This window comes from Paractinoplanes tereljensis (assembly GCF_016862435.1).
In the GTDB taxonomy this organism is placed as follows: domain Bacteria; phylum Actinomycetota; class Actinomycetes; order Mycobacteriales; family Micromonosporaceae; genus Actinoplanes; species Actinoplanes tereljensis.
In genome coordinates this window covers 406,066-426,292 of the sequence record NZ_BOMY01000013.1, presented here as the reverse complement: position 1 = coordinate 426,292, position 20,227 = coordinate 406,066, and the positions used below count along the sequence as shown (strand labels likewise).

The 20,227-nt window shown below is 71.2% G+C and carries 22 protein-coding genes; 15 read left to right on the top strand and 7 right to left on the bottom strand.

What is annotated here, in order from left to right:
* From Ate02nite_RS11340 to Ate02nite_RS11325, 4 genes are all read left to right on the top strand, one after another.
* On the top strand, positions 1-219 hold a 219-nt coding region (locus tag Ate02nite_RS11340), incomplete at its 5' end, for a hypothetical protein (protein ID WP_203803353.1).
* Positions 220-297: 78 nt separating this feature from the next.
* The gene (locus tag Ate02nite_RS11335; RefSeq protein ID WP_203803351.1) at positions 298-603 is read left to right on the top strand and encodes a metal-sensitive transcriptional regulator; all 306 of its coding nucleotides are present in this window, start codon (positions 298-300) and stop codon (positions 601-603) included.
* Positions 604-636: 33 nt separating this feature from the next.
* A complete protein-coding gene (locus Ate02nite_RS11330) occupies positions 637-849 on the top strand; it encodes a heavy-metal-associated domain-containing protein (RefSeq protein ID WP_203803349.1) in 213 nt (70 codons plus the stop codon).
* On the top strand, positions 842-2,083 hold the full coding sequence (locus Ate02nite_RS11325; RefSeq protein WP_239147289.1) for a DUF8832 domain-containing protein: 1,242 nt from the start codon (positions 842-844) through the stop codon (positions 2,081-2,083). The genes Ate02nite_RS11330 and Ate02nite_RS11325 overlap by 8 nt, the downstream gene beginning before the upstream one ends.
* On the opposite strand, the gene Ate02nite_RS11320 is transcribed toward Ate02nite_RS11325, so the two are convergent.
* Entirely contained in the window at positions 2,076-3,212 is a 1,137-nt protein-coding gene (locus tag Ate02nite_RS11320; protein WP_203803346.1) for a class I SAM-dependent methyltransferase, read from the bottom strand. The two genes, Ate02nite_RS11325 and Ate02nite_RS11320, sit on opposite strands and share 8 nt — an antisense overlap.
* A 111-nt stretch (positions 3,213-3,323) precedes the next feature.
* Between Ate02nite_RS11320 and Ate02nite_RS11315 the strand changes: the two genes are divergently transcribed.
* Positions 3,324-3,956, top strand: a complete 633-nt coding sequence (locus tag Ate02nite_RS11315; protein ID WP_203803343.1) for a biliverdin-producing heme oxygenase — start codon at positions 3,324-3,326, stop codon at positions 3,954-3,956.
* A 19-nt stretch (positions 3,957-3,975) separates the two neighbouring features.
* Positions 3,976-4,275 (top strand): DUF2470 domain-containing protein, encoded by a 300-nt coding sequence (locus tag Ate02nite_RS11310; RefSeq protein ID WP_203803340.1) that lies wholly within the window; start codon positions 3,976-3,978, stop codon positions 4,273-4,275.
* Between the two features lie 177 nt (positions 4,276-4,452).
* Here Ate02nite_RS11310 and Ate02nite_RS11305 read toward each other — a convergent pair whose 3' ends face one another.
* The 3 genes from Ate02nite_RS11305 to Ate02nite_RS11295 form a co-directional block, all read right to left on the bottom strand.
* On the bottom strand, positions 4,453-6,363 hold the full coding sequence (locus Ate02nite_RS11305; RefSeq protein ID WP_203803337.1) for a DEAD/DEAH box helicase: 1,911 nt from the start codon (positions 6,361-6,363) through the stop codon (positions 4,453-4,455).
* A 257-nt stretch (positions 6,364-6,620) separates the two neighbouring features.
* Positions 6,621-6,845, bottom strand: a complete 225-nt coding sequence (locus tag Ate02nite_RS11300) for a DUF3107 domain-containing protein (protein ID WP_169178561.1) — start codon at positions 6,843-6,845, stop codon at positions 6,621-6,623.
* 38 nt (positions 6,846-6,883) lie between these two features.
* Positions 6,884-7,543, bottom strand: a complete 660-nt coding sequence (locus Ate02nite_RS11295) for a TetR/AcrR family transcriptional regulator (protein ID WP_203803334.1) — start codon at positions 7,541-7,543, stop codon at positions 6,884-6,886.
* Positions 7,544-7,923: 380 nt separating this feature from the next.
* Between Ate02nite_RS11295 and Ate02nite_RS49405 the strand changes: the two genes are divergently transcribed.
* The 6 genes from Ate02nite_RS49405 (at position 7,924) to Ate02nite_RS11265 (ending at position 14,968) form a co-directional block, all read left to right on the top strand.
* Positions 7,924-9,993: a Daple gene (locus tag Ate02nite_RS49405; protein ID WP_203803332.1), complete on the top strand. Its 2,070-nt coding sequence runs from the start codon at positions 7,924-7,926 to the stop codon at positions 9,991-9,993.
* On the top strand, positions 9,990-10,961 hold the full coding sequence (locus Ate02nite_RS11285; RefSeq protein WP_203803330.1) for an alpha/beta fold hydrolase: 972 nt from the start codon (positions 9,990-9,992) through the stop codon (positions 10,959-10,961). The genes Ate02nite_RS49405 and Ate02nite_RS11285 overlap by 4 nt, the downstream gene beginning before the upstream one ends.
* Positions 10,962-11,075: 114 nt before the next feature.
* Positions 11,076-11,861 (top strand): DUF3152 domain-containing protein, encoded by a 786-nt coding sequence (locus Ate02nite_RS11280; protein ID WP_239147288.1) that lies wholly within the window; start codon positions 11,076-11,078, stop codon positions 11,859-11,861.
* A 45-nt stretch (positions 11,862-11,906) separates the two neighbouring features.
* The gene (locus tag Ate02nite_RS11275; protein WP_203803326.1) at positions 11,907-12,782 is read left to right on the top strand and encodes a DUF3152 domain-containing protein; all 876 of its coding nucleotides are present in this window, start codon (positions 11,907-11,909) and stop codon (positions 12,780-12,782) included.
* 106 nt (positions 12,783-12,888) lie between these two features.
* Positions 12,889-14,070, top strand: coding sequence for an adenylyltransferase/sulfurtransferase MoeZ (gene moeZ, locus Ate02nite_RS11270; RefSeq protein WP_203803324.1), 1,182 nt, complete (start codon positions 12,889-12,891; stop codon positions 14,068-14,070).
* Positions 14,071-14,161: 91 nt separating this feature from the next.
* A complete protein-coding gene (locus Ate02nite_RS11265; protein WP_203803322.1) occupies positions 14,162-14,968 on the top strand; it encodes a prenyltransferase/squalene oxidase repeat-containing protein in 807 nt (268 codons plus the stop codon).
* Between the two features lie 8 nt (positions 14,969-14,976).
* On the opposite strand, the gene Ate02nite_RS11260 is transcribed toward Ate02nite_RS11265, so the two are convergent.
* Entirely contained in the window at positions 14,977-16,221 is a 1,245-nt protein-coding gene (locus Ate02nite_RS11260; protein ID WP_203803321.1) for a glutamate-5-semialdehyde dehydrogenase, read from the bottom strand.
* Positions 16,222-16,242: 21 nt separating this feature from the next.
* The gene (gene proB, locus Ate02nite_RS11255; protein WP_203803318.1) at positions 16,243-17,355 is read right to left on the bottom strand and encodes a glutamate 5-kinase; all 1,113 of its coding nucleotides are present in this window, start codon (positions 17,353-17,355) and stop codon (positions 16,243-16,245) included.
* A 61-nt stretch (positions 17,356-17,416) separates the two neighbouring features.
* Between proB and Ate02nite_RS11250 the strand changes: the two genes are divergently transcribed.
* Both Ate02nite_RS11250 and Ate02nite_RS11245 read left to right on the top strand, forming a co-directional pair.
* A complete protein-coding gene (locus Ate02nite_RS11250; RefSeq protein WP_203803316.1) occupies positions 17,417-17,719 on the top strand; it encodes an MGMT family protein in 303 nt (100 codons plus the stop codon).
* Positions 17,719-18,525: a class I SAM-dependent methyltransferase gene (locus Ate02nite_RS11245; protein ID WP_203803454.1), complete on the top strand. Its 807-nt coding sequence runs from the start codon at positions 17,719-17,721 to the stop codon at positions 18,523-18,525. Before Ate02nite_RS11250 ends, Ate02nite_RS11245 begins: the two co-directional genes overlap by 1 nt.
* Here Ate02nite_RS11245 and Ate02nite_RS11240 read toward each other — a convergent pair.
* On the bottom strand, positions 18,509-19,192 hold the full coding sequence (locus tag Ate02nite_RS11240; protein WP_203803314.1) for a TetR/AcrR family transcriptional regulator: 684 nt from the start codon (positions 19,190-19,192) through the stop codon (positions 18,509-18,511). The two genes, Ate02nite_RS11245 and Ate02nite_RS11240, sit on opposite strands and share 17 nt — an antisense overlap.
* Before the next feature lie 102 nt (positions 19,193-19,294).
* On the opposite strand from Ate02nite_RS11240, the gene Ate02nite_RS11235 reads away from it, so the two are divergent.
* Complete coding sequence (locus Ate02nite_RS11235) at positions 19,295-20,227, top strand: NAD(P)H-binding protein (protein WP_203803312.1); 933 nt, start codon at positions 19,295-19,297, stop codon at positions 20,225-20,227.

The following is a 20,227-nucleotide window of genomic DNA, read 5'->3' as shown; positions in this document are numbered from 1 at the left end:
GCCGACGCCGACGCCGACGCCGACGCCGACGCCGACGCCGACGCCGACGCCGACGCCGACGCCGAGGGCGAGGGCGAGGGCGAGGGCGCTTGCTGCTGGCCTTGGGCCGCCAGCTTGAAGGGCTGGCGCCCTAGCGCCTGCGCCGAGCGTGCTGCCGCTGGCCTCGGGACCGGCAGGCTGAGGATGGGCGCTGTAGCGCCCACGGGTGCCTTTTGGTGACAAAAGGCCAGCAAGCGGGACACGATATCGAGGATGGCCGGGAGCGGCTCAGATACGGGTAGGGGGTATGCTCGCGGCATGTCCGACGAGTCGACGCCACAGCATGGTCCGCACGGTTACTCCGGTGACAAGGCGGCGCTGCTCGGGCGGCTGCGTCGCATTGAGGGGCAGATCCGTGGGCTTCAGCGGATGGTCGATGAGGACACCTACTGCATCGACGTTCTGACCCAGATCTCCGCCGCCAAGAGTGCGCTGCAAGCGGTCGCGATCGGGCTTCTCGAAGACCACCTGGCTCACTGCGTCGTCGACGCGGCTCGAGCCGGTGATCCGAGCGCCAAGGTCAAGGAGGCGTCCGACGCGATCGCGCGGCTCGTGCGCTCCTGACGGACTCCGAAACCAACGATGAAAGGCAATGCCATGGCTGTGACCAGCACCTACACCGTGACCGGGATGACCTGCTCGCACTGTGTCCAGGCGGTCAGCGGGGAACTCTCCACCCTGCCGGGCGTCGCGGACGTGCGGGTCGACCTGGCCTCCGGCGCGGTCACGGTGACCAGCGCGGAGCCCCTGGCCGACGACGCCGTGCGCGCCGCCGTCGACGAGGCCGGCTACGAGCTCGCGAATGCCTGACGATTCACCGACCAACCGCACCACCAACGCCGCCGCGCCCGCAGCGGGAGGCGCGGGCAGCGGCGAGCTACCGCCCGATCGCGCGACCAACACCGGCGGGCGGCCGGCCCAGGACCCAGCCAACACCGGCGGGCGGGTAGTCCCGGACCCGGTCAGCGCCGATAGGCCGGCAACCCACGACCCGAGCGAAGCGTCCGGGCGGCTGACCGGTGGGAGCGAGCGGGACCTCACCAAGATCGGCCTGCGGGAGACGACCGCGGCCGGGGACAAGGCCGGATTCCGTCTCGCGGCCTTCGGTGCGCTGCTCATCGTGGTGCTGTTCGCGGGCTACGGCCTCGGCCGGCTCAACAACAGCACGGTCTCAGCCTCGGCCCCGACATCAACGGCCACAAACGGCACCGGCACCGGCACCGGCACCGGCACCGGCAGCGGCGCGGCGATGCCGGGCATGGCCATGGACGAGAGCCAGCCACACACCCACAGCACCGACGGCACGGTCGCCCAGAGCAGCACAACCACCACGGCCGGCGCCGCGGTCGGTGGGCTCTCGCTGAGCTCCGGCGGCCTCACCCTGGTGCCTACGACGTCGTCCTTCACCGCCGGGAAGCCGCAACGGCTCGCCTTCCGCATTGCCGGGCCGGGCGGGGCGCCGGTCACGACCTACGCGGTCGTGCACGACAAGCTTCTGCACCTCATCGTGATTCGGCGGGACCTGAGCGGGTTCCGGCATCTGCACCCGACCATGGCCGCCGACGGCACCTGGGGGATCGACCTCACGCTGGCGCAGCCGGGGATCTACCGGATGATCGCCGACTTCACCGCCGTGGTCGGCGGTACGCCGATCGCCACCACCCTGGGCACTGACCTCACGGTGGCCGGGAACTATGCGCCGGTCGCGCTGCCGGCGCCGGTCAAGGCCGTGGCCGCCGACGGGTTCGCGGTCGGCTACGAGGGCATGCCCAGCACCAAGTCCACCCAGCCACTCCTGCTCAGCGTGGCCGGGCCGGACCACCAGGCCGCGGTGCTGGAGCCCTATCTGGGTGCCTACGGCCATCTGGTGGTGTTGCGCGCGGGCGATCTCGCCTACGTGCACGTCCACCCGGAGGCGCAGCTCGTCGACGGGAAGGTCAAGTTCTGGCTGGCCGTGCCGAGCAGCGGGACGTACCGGATGTTCTTCGACTTCCAGGTGGCCGGCCAGGTGCACACGGCCGCCTGGACGGTCGAGGTCAGCTGAGCAGCTTCTCCAGCGCGGGGGTTACCGACCAGGCGGCGGTCAGGGTTTCGTACTCCTCGCGCTGGGCCGCCGTCGGCGCGGCCTCGGTGCGGTGGGCGCGCAGCAGCAGGTTGCGCGGGGTGTGCGCGGAGTCGATGAACTCGACCACGTTCACCCGGTAACCGTTCAGCCGCAGCAGGGACGCCCGGAGCGTGTCGGTGAGCACGTCCGCGAACCGTTCCCGCATGATCGCGTGCCGGGTCAGCTCGCCGAACGGGGCCGGCACGGGGGAGCCCTTCAGCTGGGCGGCGATGTCGTGGTGGCAGCACGGCGCGGCCAGCACCCAGCGGGCCGACCAGCGCACCGCGCGGGCCAGCGCCTGGTCGGTCGCGGTGTCGCAGGCGTGCAGCGCCAGCACCAGGTCGGGGGTGAACGGGAGCGCGGCCTCCTCGATGGTGCCGGCCACGAAGCTCACGTCGGCGGAACAGTCAAGTTCGTCGGCCACGGCGGTATTGCGTACGCGCTGGTCCTCGCGGACATCGACCCCCACGACCTGGACCTGCGCGCCCAGCGAGGTCAGATAGCGGTATGCGGCAAAGGTCAGGTATGCGTTTCCGCAGCCGAGGTCGACGACGCGCAGCGGCGTCGGCAGCTCGGCCGGCAGGGTCGCCGCGAGCGCCCGGAGGAACGCGTCGACCTGCCGGCGCTTCGCCGCGTTGCCGCCGATCACCGAGAACAGCGGGTCACCCGGATCGAGCAGCCACTGCTTGGCCCGGTCATGGGAGAGAGCCCCGGCCGTCGGGGCCGGCGCGGAGCGATGCACCTGAGCGTCACCCTTCTTGGTGATGCGCACCTGCACGGTCGCCGACGGTGTCTCCACGTGCCAGTTCCCGAACGGCTCGGCGAGCAGCTCATCGACCGCCGCGGCGGCCTCGTCACCCCACGAGACGTTCCGAGTGAACGGCCGCGAGCCGTCGTCGGTGACGATCTGCAACTTCGACCCGTCCTTGAGTGCGACAGGCCGTAGCTCCACCCTGGTCACCGTGGGTGTCTGACCGCGGCGGCGACCGGCGGCCACGGCCCGGGTGAGAGCGGGGTCGAGCAGGAGGGTGCGAACTTCGGCGAGCGTGTCCGCCAAGGGCTGGGGCATACCTCAATTGTGCCTGGTGCGCCGACCGGCGATTCCCCTCACAAGGGGCGGGACACGAAGTGGATCTATCGCTACGCTGAGCCCCCGGCGAGACCTCAGCGAAGGAGCGAGATGGCCGACCGGCTCTCCGCCCGGCTGCGGCAGGACACCCGGTCCGCGCACGAGGCGGCCCGCGCCAACGGTTTCCTGGACGCGCTGGTCACCGGCCTGCTGCCGTGGGAGGCCTACGCGGATCTCACCGCCCAGCACTGGTTCCTCTACGAGGCGCTCGAGCTGGCCGCGCGCACCATGGCCGACGACCCGGTGGCCCGCGCCTTCGTCTTTCCCGAGCTGGTCCGGCTGCCGGCGCTCGAAGCCGACCTGCGCTTCCTGCACGGACCCCGCTGGTCCTACCGGATCGCCGCGCTGCCGGCCACCACGACTTACTGCACCCGCCTGCGCTACGCCGCTAACTCGCACCCGATCGGCTTCGTCGCCCACCATTACACGCGCTACCTGGGCGATCTCTCCGGCGGGCAGTACCTCGGCCGCGGCGTCGCCCGCGCCTACGGCCTGAACGGCGAGGGCCACCGCTTCTTCATATTCGACGGCATCAATCCTGATGCCCTCACTACCTATTACCGGCAGTTACTCGACACACTGCCTTGGTCACCCTACGAACAGGACGAATTCATCACCGAGGTACTCGAGGCCTATCGGCTCAACATCGCCGTGCTCGACGACCTCCGCCGCCGCTGGACCTGACTCGACGCAGGAGCCCGACATGTCCGACCCGTTCACCCCCGAGGTGATCGCTCAGATCGCCCGCCACATGAACGACGACCACGCCGACGACAACGTCCTGATCGTGCGTGCGCTGGGCGGAATTCCGTCGGCCACCGCCGCCCGGATGTCCGGCATGGACGCCGACGCGCTGGAATTCAAGGCCGTCGTCGACGGCATCGAGGTCCCGGTCCGCGTCCCCTTCGCCGAACGCCTCACCGAACGCCGCCAGGTCCGAACCGAAGCCGTCCGCATGTACCGCGACGCCTGCGCTGCGCTAGGCGTAACCCCAACCCACTAACGCTGCGTAATCCCGTCGCGCTCTTTTCAAAGTACGGCGAGCGAAGAGTCCCGCCGAGCAGTGGGAGCACCGTCGGCCGCAAGGCCGTCCGCCCGCTGCGGCCCGGCGCCGGGTCAAGGTCCAACACAATCGGCCACGGTCCCGGATGGGACCGTGGCCGAAAGGTGTGAAGTTTGATCAGGCGTCGGCGGAGGTGCCTACGCCGGCTTCCGCGCCGCCGGACACGTCGGCCGTGGCCTCCGCGCCGCCGTTGCCGGAACCCCGGCTGCCGCGGCCACCGCGACGACGCCGGCGACGCGGACGGTCACCGTCATCGTCGGACGCGGAGTCATCGTCCAGGTCGGCGGAGCCGTCCTCGGTCGGCGAGGTCGCAGCGGTCGCAGCGGTCGGCGTGGGCGCAGCGCCCGGCTCGGCCGGTGGCGTCGCGCCGCCGTCGTCGAAGAGCAGGGACGTGGCCGGGGCCCGGCGGCGGGTGCGGGTGCGCTTCGGGGCGGCCTCACTGTCCACCGCGGCCACCACCGTGTCGTCCGCGGACGGCGCGATCGGCGTGCTGGTTGACGCTTCGGACGGCGTACCGGAAGCGGTCTCCGAGCCGATGGGCTCATCGACCCGGCGGCGCCGACGCTGGCGCTTGGGCCGCTCACCGGCGGCTTCTTCGGCCGGCGCTTCTTCGGCCGGCGCGGTCGCGCCGCGTCCCCGGCGCGGACCGCGAGTGCCGCCACCACCGCTACTGCTACCGCCGCGCCCACTCGGCTCGCGCCGCCGGCGTCCGCCGCCCAGGTCTTCCTCGACCTCGGCGGCCAGGCCGACCCGGCTGCGCTCGGCCGTCGGCAGCGTGCCCGAGATGTCGGTCGGAATGTCCAGGTCGGAGTAGAGCGCGGGGCTCGTGTGGTAGGTCTCCGGGGGCTGCGGCATGTTGAGACCCATCGACTTGTCGATGAGCACCCAGCGCGGCATGTCTTCCCAGTCGACGAAGGTCACCGCGACACCGGTGGCACCGGCCCGGCCGGTGCGGCCGATCCGGTGGGTGTAGGTGTCCGGGTCTTCGGGACAGTCGTAGTTGATCACGTGCGTGACGCCGGAGACGTCCAGGCCGCGGGCGGCGACGTCGGTGGCGACCAGTACGTCGATCTTGCCGCTGCGGAAGGCCCGCAGCGCCCGCTCGCGGGCACCCTGGCCGAGGTCACCGTGCACGGCCGCGACCGCGAAGCCGCGGAAGTCGAGGTCTTCGGCAACCCGGTCGGCGGCCCGCTTGGTGCGGCAGAAGATCATCGTGAGACCGCGGCCGCGCGCCTGCAGGATGCGGGCCACCATCTCGAGCTTGTTCATCGGGTGGGTGCGGTAGACGACCTGCTTGGTCAGCGGCGACGGGCCACTCTCGGTGGTGTGACCGGCGTGGATCGTCACCGGGTGCTGCAGGAAGCGGCGGGAGAGGGCGACGATCGGGTCGGGCATGGTGGCCGAGAAGAGCATGGTCTGCCGCTGCTCGGGGATCATCGCGAGGATCTTCTCGACGTCGTCGAGGAAGCCCAGGTCGAGCATGCGGTCGGCCTCGTCGAGCACGAGCGCCTTGATCGACTTGAGGTTGAGCTGCTTCTGCTTGGCCAGGTCGAGCAGCCGGCCGGGGGTGCCGACCAGGATCTCGACGCCCTTCTTGAGCGCGTCGACCTGCGGTTCGTACGCCACGCCGCCGTAGATCGGCAGCACCCGCACGCCGCGGGTGCTGCCCGCGGCGGCCAGGTCGCGGGCGACCTGCAGGCCCAGCTCGCGGGTGGGCACGACGATGAGCGCCTGCGGCTTGCCGTCGGCGCCCTCACTGGGAGCGAGCACCCGCTCGAGCAGGGGCAGGCCGAAGCCGAGGGTCTTGCCGGTGCCGGTCGGGGCCTGACCGATCAGGTCGGTGCCGCGCAGCGCGATCGGCAGTGCGTATTCCTGGATCGCGAAGGCCCGGGTGATGCCGGCCTTCGCCAGTGCCTCGACGGTCTCGGCGCGGACACCCAGCTCGGCAAAGGTGGGGCTGTCCGGACGGACGGGAGCGCGATTGACAACTGGTACGAGTGCGGGTTCGGAGCTTTCGATGTCTGTCATGAAGTTTTACGGGTGCCTCTCGTGGTGCGCCCGTCGAATCTGGGGCGCGCTATGGGTAGGGCGCGGGCCACACGCTCGTAAAAGCGGGCCGCACGCGCGCGGGTTACCGCGGCGACTCAGCCATTCCAAACCAGGAAGATGAGTCGACGTCGACGGCAACGGACGCAAGTCTACCCGACCGGGAGATCCCGCACCTCAGACCAGAGTTACGGGAGGGCACCCCGGGACAGCGGGATGCCCTCCGGACGAGGCTTACCTCAGCGGGTGGTGAAGCCGAACGGCCGGTTGGACGATTCGGCGATCTCCACGTAGGCCACCTTGGCGATCGGAATGATCACCTTGCGACCCTTTTCGTCCGTGAGCGACAGCACGCTGTCCTTGGCCATCGCCTCGGCCACGGCCTGCTCGACCTCCGCCGGGGTCTGAGCGCTCTCCAGCACCAGCTCGCGCGGCGTGTGCTGCACGCCGATCTTGACCTCCACGGGGCCCTCCCTCTGTACTGGTGTTACCGCCCTGAAGGTTATCCGATTTCGGGTGTTGTTCCGCCGGATGCGCCGCCCTGGAGGGGGTAGCTGGCGATGCCGCGCCAGATCAGTGCAGCTACGAGCGCTTCGGCTTCAGCTTTAGGCGTACGCCGACCGTTCGCGAGCCAGAACTGAGCGGACTGTCCGGCCGCTCCGACCAGGCCCGAGGCGAGCAACTCGGCGGCGTCCGAACTGAGCGCCGTGTCCGAGATGATGGTGTCGGTGACGGCCGCGATGCAGCCCACCTCGACCCGCTCGACCCGCTGCCGGACCTGAGGGTCGTTGCGCAGGTCGGACTCGAAGACGAGCCGGAACGCCTCGCTCTCGTGGTCGACGAAGTCGAAGTAGGCCTGGACCGCACCCTTGACGCGCACCTTGTTGTCGTGGCTGCTCAGCATCGCGTCCCGCACCTTGGCGATTATCGCGTCGCAGTGTGTGTCCAGCAGCGCCAGATAGAGCTCCAGCTTGCCGGGGAAGTGCTGGTAGAGCACGGGTTTGGAGACCCCGGCGCGCTCAGCGATGTCATCCATCGCGGCGGCGTGGTAACCGTGCGCTACGAAAACCTGCTGCGCAGCGGCCAGCAATTGCTTGCGGCGCGCGGAGCGGGGCAGGCGGGTAGGCCGGGCTGTCTGAGCCCCGCCGGACGCAGCGGTCATCTCTCTAACCTCCAGGGGGTCGGTCCCCGCGGTTGGGTCGGCACCTATTGTCCGGATCGGCGCGGATCGCGTTCGAGCCGGGCAACTGTCGCGACGCTGCAACTTATCGCCACCGCATGCACACGGTAGCCTCAGCACGGGCGAGCGAGGAGCGCGCGGTGGATGAATCAGGGCATTCCGGAGACACTGGAGCCGCAGAGGGCGGCAACAGTGCCGATTCGCGTGAGCGCACTCGGGTGAACGGCTGGGTGACGCAGGATAGTCCCTGGTCTAACGCCGGCATCCCGGGCGAGGCGGAAAACGACGTACCGGCGTGGCGTCGCCCAACGCCATTTCCGCGTAATCAGGCATTTCCCCCGCCCGACCGCGGATACAGCCCCGTGCAGCCCGCTCCCGCTCAGCCGATCCCGATGCCGCCCGCCCCGGGCTCGGCCGGACCGGTGCCCGCGCCCGCGCCGCCCGGCTTCGTCGACGCGAAACAATCCGGCGAGATTCCCTCGTCCGTGTCACCCTCGGCCGAGACCGAGCGCCGCTGGTCCGACGCGCGCCCCCGCTACTCCGACCTGCTGGCTCATCTGACGCCGCCGGGTGGGGAACCGGCCCGCCCGCCGTCGCCGCGCACCCAGCCACCCGCCCCGCCGGCCCCGATCGCCCGCCCCGCCGAGCCGGGCCTGGTCCCGCGAGCCCCCGAGCCGGGCTTGGTGTCTCGAGCCCCCGAGCCGGGCCTGATGCCGCGCGCTCCCGAGCCGGGCTTGGTGTCGCGAGCCCCCGAGCCGAGCCGCCCGGAGCCGGGCCTGGGCTCTCGGGCCGAGCCGGGCCTGGGCTCCCGGGCCGAGCCGGGCCTGGGGTCCGGCGCCGGCCGGCCGACCAGCCTGCGGACCGCCGAGTCGAGCCGTTACGACCTGCCCACCCCGAACAGCGCCCCGCCGTACCCGTACGAGGGTGACCTCGACGAGGCGCAGCCCTCGACGCCGGTGCCGGCTCAGCAGCGCGCCGCGGTGCCGCTGGTGCGCCCCGCCGCCCCGGTGGCCCGCCGCGCCGACTGGAGCGTTCCCGAGCCACCCCGGCCGCAGTCGCCGGCGCCGTACCAACCGCAGTCCCCGGCGCCGTACCAACCGCAGTCCGTAGCGCCCTATCAGCCGCAGTCAGCGGTGCCTTATCAGCCGCAGTCCGCGGTGCCCTATCAGGCGCCCGCACCGCCGCCGCCGAGCACCCCGGCCGATGAACCGCAGAGCGCCCGCCCGTCGTACGATCCGTCCAGCTTCCCGCGCCGGGTGTCGTACGAATCCGGGCCGGCCGCCGAGCCGTCGGGCTATGTCCCGCCTCCGGCGTACGCGGCGTTCGGCAGTCGCCCGACCTCCGGCGCCGAAGCGGGCGGGCCGGTCGACACCGGCACGCGAGTGTTGCCGCAACGCGTTCCGGCTCAGCCGGATGTGCCGAAAGTCCCGGAGCCGCCGTTGACCGAGCCCACGGCCGAAACGCCGGCGCTGGCCCGGATCGCGACGCACCTGCGCCGCGGTGACGTGCTGCAGCCGCGCGAGCGGCAGGAAGGCTTCGACGTGCAGGCGATCCTGGCTGCGGTGCGCGGAGTCGACGGCGTGCGGGACGCGTCCCTGCGCTCGACGCCGTCCGGCGCGCACAGCCTGCGACTCGACCTGGCCGAGGGAGCCGACCCGGCCGAGGTGAGCCGCCGGGTGGCCCGCCTGCTGCAGGACCGGATGGGCCTGGACGCCGCCATGCAGGGCGAGACGCCACCGCCCCCGCCGGCCGCGCCGGTCTCGCCGGCCGCCCTGGCGCCGACCCGGCAGCGCACCCTGCCCCCGCCGGCCCCCGAGGTGCAGCCGGTGCCGGAACCCCCGGCGCCGCTGGTCGAGCGGGTGCGCCCGCCCCGCGAGGAGCGCCCGACCGAGCTGGAAGCGCCGCCCCGCCGGGAAGAAAAGCGCGAAGAGCCGAAGCCCGAACCGCGCGTGGAGGAGACCGCCGTGGTCGAGGTCGACGACGAGCCGGGCCCACCGCGCCCGCTCTTCCCCGGCGAGCACCCGGGCCCCCGCATCCTGATCGAGAACGTGCACGTCAACACGTACGGCACGGACGCCTCGGTGGAGGTGCAGCTGGCCGTGGGCGGGCGAACCGCGTCCGGGGTGGCCGACGGCCCGGCCGTGGACGGTTACCTGCTGCGGCTGTGCGCGACGGCCACCGTCGGCGCGGTCAACGACCTGCTGTCCGAGTCGGATCATCCGGATGGCCCGGCGCGCTGCTACGTCGAGCACGCAGCCGCTGTCCCGTTCGGAAACTCCCAGGTCGCGGTCGTGGTGCTGCTGCTGTCCTGCAACAGCTGGGTGGAGCAGCTGGCCGGGTCGTCGGTGGTGTCCGGTGACGACCGGCACGCCATGGTTCGCGCGACTTTGGCGGCGGTCAATCGCCGCCTTGAGGCACTCTTGTCTCGATGAGAGGCGCAAGGATGGCCGTCGACAGCGTGCTGCTGCCGGACGGCGACGCTCCACCCCCGTGGCCCGCACGCCGGGTTGTGATCGGCGGGTCGATGTTGCACGTGCGGGACACCCTGGCCACCGAGCCGGGGGCCGAGCCGGCGGTTTACGTGCACGGCCTGGGCGGTTCCTCGCAGAACTTCACCGACGTGGCCGGGCTGCTGGCCGGTCGGCTCGACGCGCAGGCGGTCGACCTTCCCGGGTTCGGCTACAGCGATCCCAGCCCGCGTTACTCGATCCCGTCGTTCGCGGCGACCCTGATCGGCTACCTCGAGCACGCCGGGCGGGGCCCGGTGCATCTGATCGGTAATTCGCTGGGCGGCTCCATCGCCGTACGCGTCGCGGCTCTTCGCCCTGACCTGATCCGTTCTCTCACCCTGATCTCCCCGGCCATGCCGTTTCTTGATCCGCGCCGGACGGCGCACGGGCCCTATCTGCCGGTGCTGGCGCTGCCGCTGGCCGACCGGATCTTCGCGTGGGGGATGACCCGGATTCCGGTCGAGGAGATGGCCGAGCAGGTGCTGGCGGCCTGCTTCGGCGACCCGCGCAAGGCGACCGAGCAGCGCCGGGCCGAGGCGATGGAGGAGATCCGGCTGCGCTACACCGTGCAGCACTATCCGAGCGCCTATCTGCGCACGCTGCGCGGTCTGGTCTCCAGTTTCCTGCGCGCCTACCTGCCGGGCCGTAACTCGCAGTGGCGGCTGGCCACCGAGATCACCGCGCCGACCCTGGTGATCGGCGGCCTCAACGACCGGCTGATCGACCCGCGGGTGCCGGCCCAGGTGGCCCGGGCGATTCCGGACAGCCGGCTGCTGATCCTGCCGGGCGTGGGGCATGTGGCCCAGATGGAGGTTCCGCGCCTGGTGGCGCGGGCGATCGTCGGGATGCTCGACGAGATCGCGGCCCCGGCGGTGGAGGCCGCCGGGTAGGGCGACAAGATCACCCGGGCAGGACAACGGTCGCCAAATGTGAAACTCTGGCGATCGATGATCTCGCAAGGCGCCACATCCCCCGTTTCGCCGGATCGGTGGCGGCGCTGGTGGTTGGCGCTGCTCGTGCTGACCGCGGTGGTGGCGTCGGGTTTCCTGGCCGGTCGCGGGTTGAGTTCCAGCGCCTCGACGGTTCCCTCGGCGGCGCCATCCGCATCCGCATCCGCATCCGCATCGCCGTCACCCACGCCGAGCGTCCCGACCCCGACTCCGACCCCGGAGAGCACCACCAAACCGGCGGAACAGGCCAGTCCGCCGACACACGGTTCGGGCAAGTTCGCGTACGCGTCCACCCGCGGCCCGGTGCTCGGCAGCAAGGGCAAGCTGCGCCGCTTCAAGGTGGCCGTCGAGCAGGGCAGCAACGAGGACGTGACCGCGTTCGCGGAGGCCGTGGCGGCGACCCTGGGTGACCCGCGCAGCTGGATCGGCGGCGGCAACGTGCGGTTGCAGATGGTGGCCGGCGCCGACAAGGCCGACTTCACGGTCTACCTGGCGACCCGCGACACCGCCGGGAAGATGTGCCAGCGCGGCGGCACCAACATCCGGATCAACGGCGTGCCGTACACCTCGTGCCGCACTACCGGTCAGGCGATCATCAACCTGGACCGCTGGCGGCTCTCCGCCAAGCCGTACCTGAACGCGAAGGTGCCACTGGCCACCTACCGCCAGTACGTGGTGAACCACGAGGTCGGGCACGAGCTCGGGCATCGGCACGAGGGGTGCCCGAAAGCGGGCGGCCCGGCGCCGGTGATGGTGCAGCAGACGCTCACCACCCGAGGCTGCGTGCCGTACGCCTGGCCGCGGCGCGGGAACGGCTTCCTGACCGGCCCGGCCAGGTAAAACCGCTCATCTCCGGCGAGCAGGCGTGGCAATCTCGGCTATGTCATGACTTCGCGGGCGAGGACCGAGCCGGCGCGGGCCCTGGGGCGCGCGGCCGAACCCCGTACGCCGGTCTGGAATCCCGGCCTGAATCCGCCGGCCATGAGCCGCACCACGCTGGCCCGGCAGACACCCCCGGTTCTTGAGCCGGATTTCGACGAGCCCGAGCCGCGCCCCGCGCGGCTCCGTCGCCGCCTGTTGTTCGCCCTGCTCACGGTTCTGCTGGCGGTGGCCGTCCTGGCCGTGGGCCAGTTCGTGCGGGCCGACGACGGCGACCGCATCGTGGTCCCGGTCGTCTCCGCCCGCCCGGCCGCAGCCGTTCCCACACCCAAAGCGACTCCCTCGAAAAAGCCGGTGGGCAGCAGCGGCACCTTCGCCTATGTGGCCGGCTTCGGGCCGATCGTGGGCAGCCGCGGGCCGATCCACCGCTTCAAGATCGCCGTGGAGAAGCCGGCCGGCGATGCCATCGACTTCGCCAATCAGGTCAACCGGACCCTGGGCGACCGCCGCAGCTGGATCGCGAGCCACCGCTTCCGCTTCCAGCGGGTCCCGGAATCGGCGCACGCCGAGTTCATCGTCTACCTGGCCTCGGCCCGCACCTCGGAGCGGATGTGCCGCACCGGCGGCCTGGAGACCGACGGGTTCACGTCCTGCCGGGTGCCCCGCAAGGTGATCATCAATGCCGACCGCTGGGCCGGTGCCGTGCGCGATTACGGCGCCCCGCTGGCCACCTACCGCGCCTACGCGATCAACCACGAGGTGGGACATCAGCTGGGGCACGGCCACCAACGGTGCCCGGGGAAGGGCAAGGTCGCGCCGGTGATGATGCAGCAGACGTACGGTTTGAAGGGTTGCACCGCGAACTCCTGGCCGTACCCGTGATATTCCCTGTCCCGCATGTCGGGCCGGTGGTCATCGTCATGGCTGCGAGGTAGGCGAACGAGCAACAATGGCTAACGATCCTTACCGCCAACCCGGGGAGTAAACCGTGGCACTGCCCCCGCTCGTCGAGCCGGCCGCTGAGCTGACCATCGACGAGATCCGCCGCTACTCGCGTCACCTGATCATCCCGGACGTCGGGATGGACGGGCAGAAGCGGCTGAAGAACGCCAAGGTGCTCGCCGTCGGCGCGGGTGGCCTCGGCTCGCCGGCCCTGCTCTACCTGGCCGCGGCCGGGGTGGGCACGCTCGGCATCATCGATTTCGACACGGTCGACGAGTCCAACCTCCAGCGCCAGATCATCCATGGTGTCTCCGACGTGGGCCGGCCCAAGGCCGAGTCGGCGGCCGACAGCATCCGCGAGATCAACCCGCTGGTGAACGTGGTTATCCACAACACCGCGCTGGACCGCGACAACGTCCTGGAGATCTTCAGCCAGTACGACTTGATCGTCGACGGCACCGACAACTTCGCGACGCGCTACATGGTCAACGACGCGGCCGTGCTGCTCGGCAAGCCCTACGTGTGGGGCTCGATCTACCGCTTCGACGGCCAGGCGTCGGTGTTCTGGGAGGAGCACGGTCCCTGCTACCGCTGCCTCTACCCGGAGCCCCCGCCGCCCGGCATGGTCCCGAGCTGCGCCGAGGGCGGCGTCCTCGGCGTGCTCTGCGCGTCGATCGGCTCGATCCAGGTCAACGAGGCGATCAAGCTGATCACCGGCATCGGTGAGCCGCTCGTCGGCCGGCTGATGGTCTACGACGCCCTGGAGATGGAATACCGCAAGATCAAGGTCCGCAAGGACCCGAACTGCGCGCTCTGCGGGGAGAACCCGACGGTCACCGAGCTCCTCGAGGACTACGAGGACTTCTGTGGCGCGGTCTCGGCCGAGGCCGAGGAGGCCACGCTCAACGCGACCATCACGGCCCGTGAGCTCAAGGACTGGCAGGACTCCGGCAAGGACGTCTTCCTGGTCGACGTGCGTGAGCCCGCCGAGTGGGAGATCAACCGCATCCCGGGTGCCGTGCTGATCCCGAAGGGGGAGATCCTCTCCGGCGAGGCGCTGTCCCGCTTCCCGCAGGACCGGCAGATCGTGCTGCACTGCAAGTCGGGCGTGCGCTCGGCGGAGGCCCTGGCCGCCATCAAGCAGGCCGGGTTCAAGGACGCCGTGCACGTCCAGGGTGGCATCGTGTCCTGGGTGAACACGGTCGACCCGTCACTGCCGTCCTACTGATCGGTCACTCTGGGGAGTCACTTGGTGACTCCCCAGAGTGGTTACCGATAGCCGGGGGCAAATTACCGAGCGGCGCTGTAGCGTCACGGTCGTGGTCGATATCGACGCCGCGATCGGGTACGTGGTCGCACACGGCGACCCCGTGGAGCGCGCACGTCTGTCGTTCCTGCGCACCGGGCAGGCGCCACCGCCGCACATCGTCGAGCGCATCGCGGCCGGGCAGATCGCGGCCGGCGGCTGGCCGGCCTCCACCGACGGGGTGCTCCCGTCCGTCGACGCCACCTGCTTCCGGCTGAACGAGCTCGACGACCTGGGTGGCCTGCACGGCGACGTCGTCGACCGGGCGCTGGGCTGGCTGGCCTCCGCCCAGCGGACGGACGGCACCTGGCAGGAAAACGAGTCGCTGGCCGCCGAGGCGCCGCCCTGGGCGATGCCGGGTGACCCGGAAGCCACCCTCTACCTGACCGCGCTGGCCGGCTTCTGGTTCACGGTCGCCGAGGTGGAGATCAACCCGCACCTGGAGCAGGTGCCGAAGTACGCGAACACCCTGCAGGCCGCGGCCGGCCACTTCGTCTCCCTGCTGCGCCCCGACGGCACCTGGCCGTCGTTCCTGGCGGCCGGCTGGCACGCCGCCGGCCTGCTGCACGGCCAGCAGTTCTTCTACGAGTCGGCCCGGGTGCAGCTGGTGCTCGGCGACCGCCTGCACGACATGACGGCGGCCGACGCGGCCTCGATGGCGGCGGCCCTGCGCCGGGTCAACCTCGGCGACGACTGGCTGCTGCAGGAGGCGCGCAAGAAACTGGCCGCCACCCAGCGAACGGATGGCGGCTGGGACAGCGCCGAGGGCCCGAACTTCGACGTCAACACCACCCTGACGGTGCTGCGCGCCTGCCGGTAAAAGTGGCCTTAGCCGCGGGTGTGGCCGTTTCCGGTCACGACGTACTTCGTGGAGGTCAGCTCGGGCAGGCCCATCGGGCCGCGGGCGTGCAGTTTCTGCGTGCTGATGCCGATCTCGGCGCCGAAACCGAACTCGCCACCGTCGGTGAACCGGGTCGACGCGTTGATCATCACGGCCGCCGCGTCCACCCGGGCCGCGAACCGCCGGGTCGCGGTGCCCGACTCGCTGACGATCGCCTCGGTGTGCCCGGAGCCGTATCGGCGGATGTGGTCGAGCGCGTCGTCCATCGAGTCGACGATCGCCACCGCGATGTCGGCCGACAGGTATTCCTTGCCCCAGTCCTCCTCGGTGGCCGGGACGACGTCGTCGCTGTAACCGGCCACCCGCGGGTCGCCGTGCACGGTCACCCCGTTGATCGCCAGCTCTTCCAGCACCAGCGGCAGGAACGAGTCGGCGATGTCGATGTGCACCAGAAGTGACTCGGCGGTGTTGCAGGTGGACAGTCGCTGGGTCTTCGAGTTGACCGTGACGGCCAGCGCTTTCTCCAGATCGGCGGCCTGATCCACGTACACGTGGCAGTTGCCCACCCCGGTCTCGATCACCGGAACCGTCGACTCCTCGACGACCGTCTTGATCAGGTCGGCACCGCCGCGCGGGATCAGCACGTCGACCAGGCCGCGAGCGCGCATCAGCTCCTTGACCGAATCGCGGGTGGTGGCATCGAGCAGTTGAATGCCGTCCGCCGGCAGGCCGGCGTCCGAGACCGCCTTGCGCAACACCGCGACGATTGCGGCATTTGAGCTGTACGCCGAGCCTGAACCCCGGAGCAGCGCCGCGTTCCCGGACTTCAGGCAGATGCCGGCCGCGTCCGCGGTCACGTTGGGCCGGCCCTCGTAGATGATGCCGACCACCCCGAACGGCACCCGGACCTGCCGCAGCTCCAGCCCGTTGGCCAGGGTCGAGCCGCGCACCACGTCACCGATCGGGTCGGGCAGGGCGGCGAGCTGGCGCAGCCCGTCGGCCATCGCGGCCACCCGGGACGGGGTGAGGGTGAGCCGGTCGATCATCGCCTCCGGCTGGCCGGCGTCGCGGGCGTTGTTCACGTCCACCGCGTTCGCCGCGACGATGTCCTCGACCCGCTCGACCAGCCGGTCGGCCATCAACAGCAGAGCCCGGTCCTTCTCGGCGCGAGTGGCAGCGGCCAGGTCGATCGAGGCCGCACGCGCGTCGGCGGCCTGCTTGAGGACAGTCATCGCTTCTCCACTCACTTCGTCTTAGAGGAGGACCAGGTCATCGCGATGGACGACCTCTCGTTCATAGCCTGGACCGAGGGCGGCGGCCAACTCGGGGGTGGAGCGTCCGAGCAGCGCGGGCAGCTCGACGGCGTCGTAGTTGACCAGACCGCGGGCCACCGGCGCGCCGGAGCCGGCGTCGACCAGGTCGACCGGGTCGCCGGCCGCGAACGAGCCGTCGACCGCGGTGATCCCGGCCGGCAGCAGCGACTTGCGCCGGGCCACCACCGCGGTGACCGCGCCCGGGTCGAGGTGCAGCCGGCCGCGCGGGGAGGTGGCGTGGGCGAGCCAGAACAGCCGGGCGGCCGGGCGGCTCTCGGCCGCCCGGAACAGGGTGCCGACGTCCTCGCCGGCCAGCGCCGGCCCGGCCTGCGGTGCCGAGGTCAGCACGACCGGGATGCCGAAGCCGGTGGCGATCCGGGCCGCCTCCACCTTGGTGACCATGCCGCCGGTGCCGACCCCGGACTTGCCGGGCGCCGAGATGCGGATGCCGGCCAGGTCCTCGTCGCCCGCGACGTACGGAATCTTGCGGGACGCCGGATCGGACGGGCTGCCCGTGTAGAGCGCGTCCACGTCGGAGAGCAGCACCAGCAGGTCGGCGTCGACAAGCGCGGCGACAAGCGCGGCGAGCCGGTCGTTGTCGCCGAACCGGATCTCCTCGGTGGCCACCGTGTCGTTCTCGTTGACGATCGGCAGAGCACCGAGGTCGAGCAGTTTGCGCAGCGTGCGGTAGGCGTTGCGGTAGTGCACGCGCCGGGTCACGTCGTCCACGGTGAGCAGCACCTGGCCGACCGTCATGCCGTGCCGGGCGAAGCCGGCGGCGTACCGCCCGATCAGCAGGCCCTGGCCCACCGAGGCCGCGGCCTGCTGGGTGGCCAGGTCGCGCGGTCGGCGGCGCAGCCGCAGCGGCGCCAGGCCGGCCGCGATCGCGCCGCTGGAGACCAGCACCACCTCGCGGCCGTGGGTGGCAAGGTCACCGAGAACGTCGACGAGGGCATCGACGCGCTGGTCATCGAGGCCGCCGGCCGCCGTGGTGAGGGAGGACGAGCCCACCTTGACCACGATGCGGCGCGCACCGGTTACTGCTTCGCGCACCTGGCCCATTGTGCTCGGGTGGGGCGCCCGGGCCGCGTCGCGATCCCATATCGTGGCCCGGGTGACACCCCAGGAGTACGTGGAAGAGGTGCTCTCGCTCGTCGAGCGCATCCCGGCGGGCAGAGTCATGACGTACGGGGCGGTCGCCGACGCGCTCGCCGACGTCTCCGGCCGGAACTCGGCCCGTCAGGTCGGCAACATCATGGCCCGGCACGGCGGCGGGGTGCCCTGGCACCGGGTGGTGAACAGCGCCGGGCGGATGCCGCCCGGTCACGAGCAGGAGGCCCGGCAGCGGCTGCTGAGCGAGGGCGTCCCCCTGAAGGGTGAGCGCGTGGACGTTTCTCGAGCATTGTGGGGGCCGTGATGGAAACCGGACAGCCGAGCAGGACCGCGTACAGCGCGGCGCGCTACCGGGCCGCGCACCAGTTCCTCGAGTTCGGCGCGATCTTCAAAGATCCGCTGGCCCCGCGCATTCTCGGCGCGTCGGCGGAGGAGTTGCAGAAGGACGCACCGAGGCGAGCCATGCGGGTGTTCATCGCGGCCCGCCACCGCTTCGCCGAGGACGCCCTGGCCGCGGCCGTGCGGGACCGCGGCATCCGGACGGTCGTGGTGCTCGGTGCCGGGCTCGACACGTTCGCCTATCGCAACCCGTTCGAGGGGGTGCGGGTCATCGAGGTCGATCACCCGGCCACTCAGGGGTGGAAGCGGGAACGCCTGGCCGAGACCGGCATCGAGATTCCGCCGGCGGTGTCCTACGTCGGCGTCGACTTCGAGAAGGAGTCGCTCGGCGACCGGCTCGAGCTGGATGGGCCGGCGTTCTTCGTCTGGCTCGGCGTGGTGCCCTACCTGACCCGGGAGGGCTTCGACGAGACGCTGCGCTTCGTGGCCGCCGCCGAGGGTAACGAGGTGGTCTTCGACTACGCCCAGTCGCCGGAGCGGATGTCGCCGGAGCGGCGGGCCCAGCTGGAGGCCCGGGCCGAGCGGGTGGCCCGGATCGGCGAGCCGTGGCTCACCTACTTCGAGCCGGACGAGATCGCCGCCGAGCTGACCGGGCTCGGCTTCACCGAGCTCGAGGACCTCGGGCCGGCCCAGCTCGCGGCGCATTTCTTCGGCCGCAACGACGTGCCGCCGAACACGCCCGGCGGCCACCTGCTCAGGGCAGTCCGATGAAGGTCGCCGCGCCGCGCATCTGAAATTCGAAGAAGCCCCGGCGGTCTTCGTCGACCGAGTTGCTGAGCTGGCCGAACAGTTCGGCGCTGATCGCGCCGATGAGCTGGAAATAGGCGGACATGGCCGCGCCGACCAGCCGGGGCGGGACGTCCGGGCCGAACCGCGCGGCGACCTCGGCCAGCTCCTCGGCGTAGCGGCCGGTCGGTTGCGGCCCGGCGGCGACCTGGCCGGATCGGTACGCCGACTCCACGACCGCGGCGATCAGGAAGATCACCCGGGTGGCCGGCCCGATCGTGTCCTGCGGTGCCTGGTAACCGGGGACCGGGCTGCCGTAGATCAGCGCCCACTGGTGCGGGTCGGCGAGCGCCCAGTCCCGTACGGCATGGGACAGCGCGAGGAACCGATCGGCGTCCCCATCCGCCGGTTTTGCCGCCGCCGCCTCGGCGGTGGCGCCGACCGCGTCGTATGCCTCGATGATCAGCGCCGTGAGCAGGTCGTCCCGGCTCGCGAAGTAGCGGTAGACGGCCGACGAGGCCATCCCCACGTCCCGCGCGACCGCGCGTAGCGACAGGTTGGCCCCGTCGGTGGCGAGGTGCCGGCGGGCCACCGCCTTGATCTCTTCGGTCATCTCGGCCCGGACGCGGGCGCGTACTCCAGCGGCGCTCATACAGACCAGTGTGCCATAACGAGAGCACCGCTCTTGCTTTTCGCTCGGAAGCGTGGAACTGTTGTTCTCAACAGAGAGCGGTGCTCGCAAAGGAGAACAGCTATGTCGAACCACGTCATCATCGGCTCCGGCCCGATCGGCAGCTCCGTCGCCCGACTCCTCCTCGACCAGGGCGAAAGCGTCCGGATGATCACCCGCAGCGGCAGCGGTCCCGACCTGCCCGGCCTCGAGCGGGTCGCCGCGGACGCCTCCGACACGGCCCGGCTGACCTCACTCGCCGAGGGCGCCGAAGCGGTCTACAACTGCGCGAACCCGAAGTACACCGAGTGGGAGCGCCTGTGGTACCCGATGAACGACGCGATGATCGCCGCGGCCAAGGCGGCCGGCGCGGTCTACGTGATCACCGGCAACCTCTACGTCTACGGCCCGCAGCCGGGCGGCCGGATGAACGAGGAAACCCCGATGGCCGCGGTTGGCCGCAAGGGCAAGGTTCGGATCAAGATGTGGCGCGACGCGCTCAACAGCGGGGTGCGCACGGTCGAGGTGCGCGGCTCCGACTACGTCGGCGCCGGCGCGGTGGGCGTGTTCAGCTCGGTGCTGCTGCCGGCCATCGAGAAGGGGCGTACCGCGTGGGCCACCGGCAACCCCGACCTGCCGCACAGCTTCACCTACACCGGCGACATGGCCCGCACGATGGTCACGCTGGCGCGCGACGAGCGGGCGTACGGCAAGGCCTGGCACGCCCCCACCCAGCCCGCCATCACCATCCGCGACCTGGCCAACCGCTACACCGACCTCACCGGCCAGCCCCGGGTGAAGATCCGGCAGCTGCCTCGGTTCGTGATGCGCACGGCCGGCCTGGTCGTCCCGATCGCCCGCGAGCTGGCCGAGATGGACTACCAGTTCTACGCCCCGTTCCACCTGGACAGCCGCCGGACCGAGGACACCTTCGGCCTCAAGCCGACCGACCTGGACGTCCCGCTGCGGGAGACCGCCGCCGACGTGCAGAGCACCCTCGCCCGCCGGGTGGGCTGA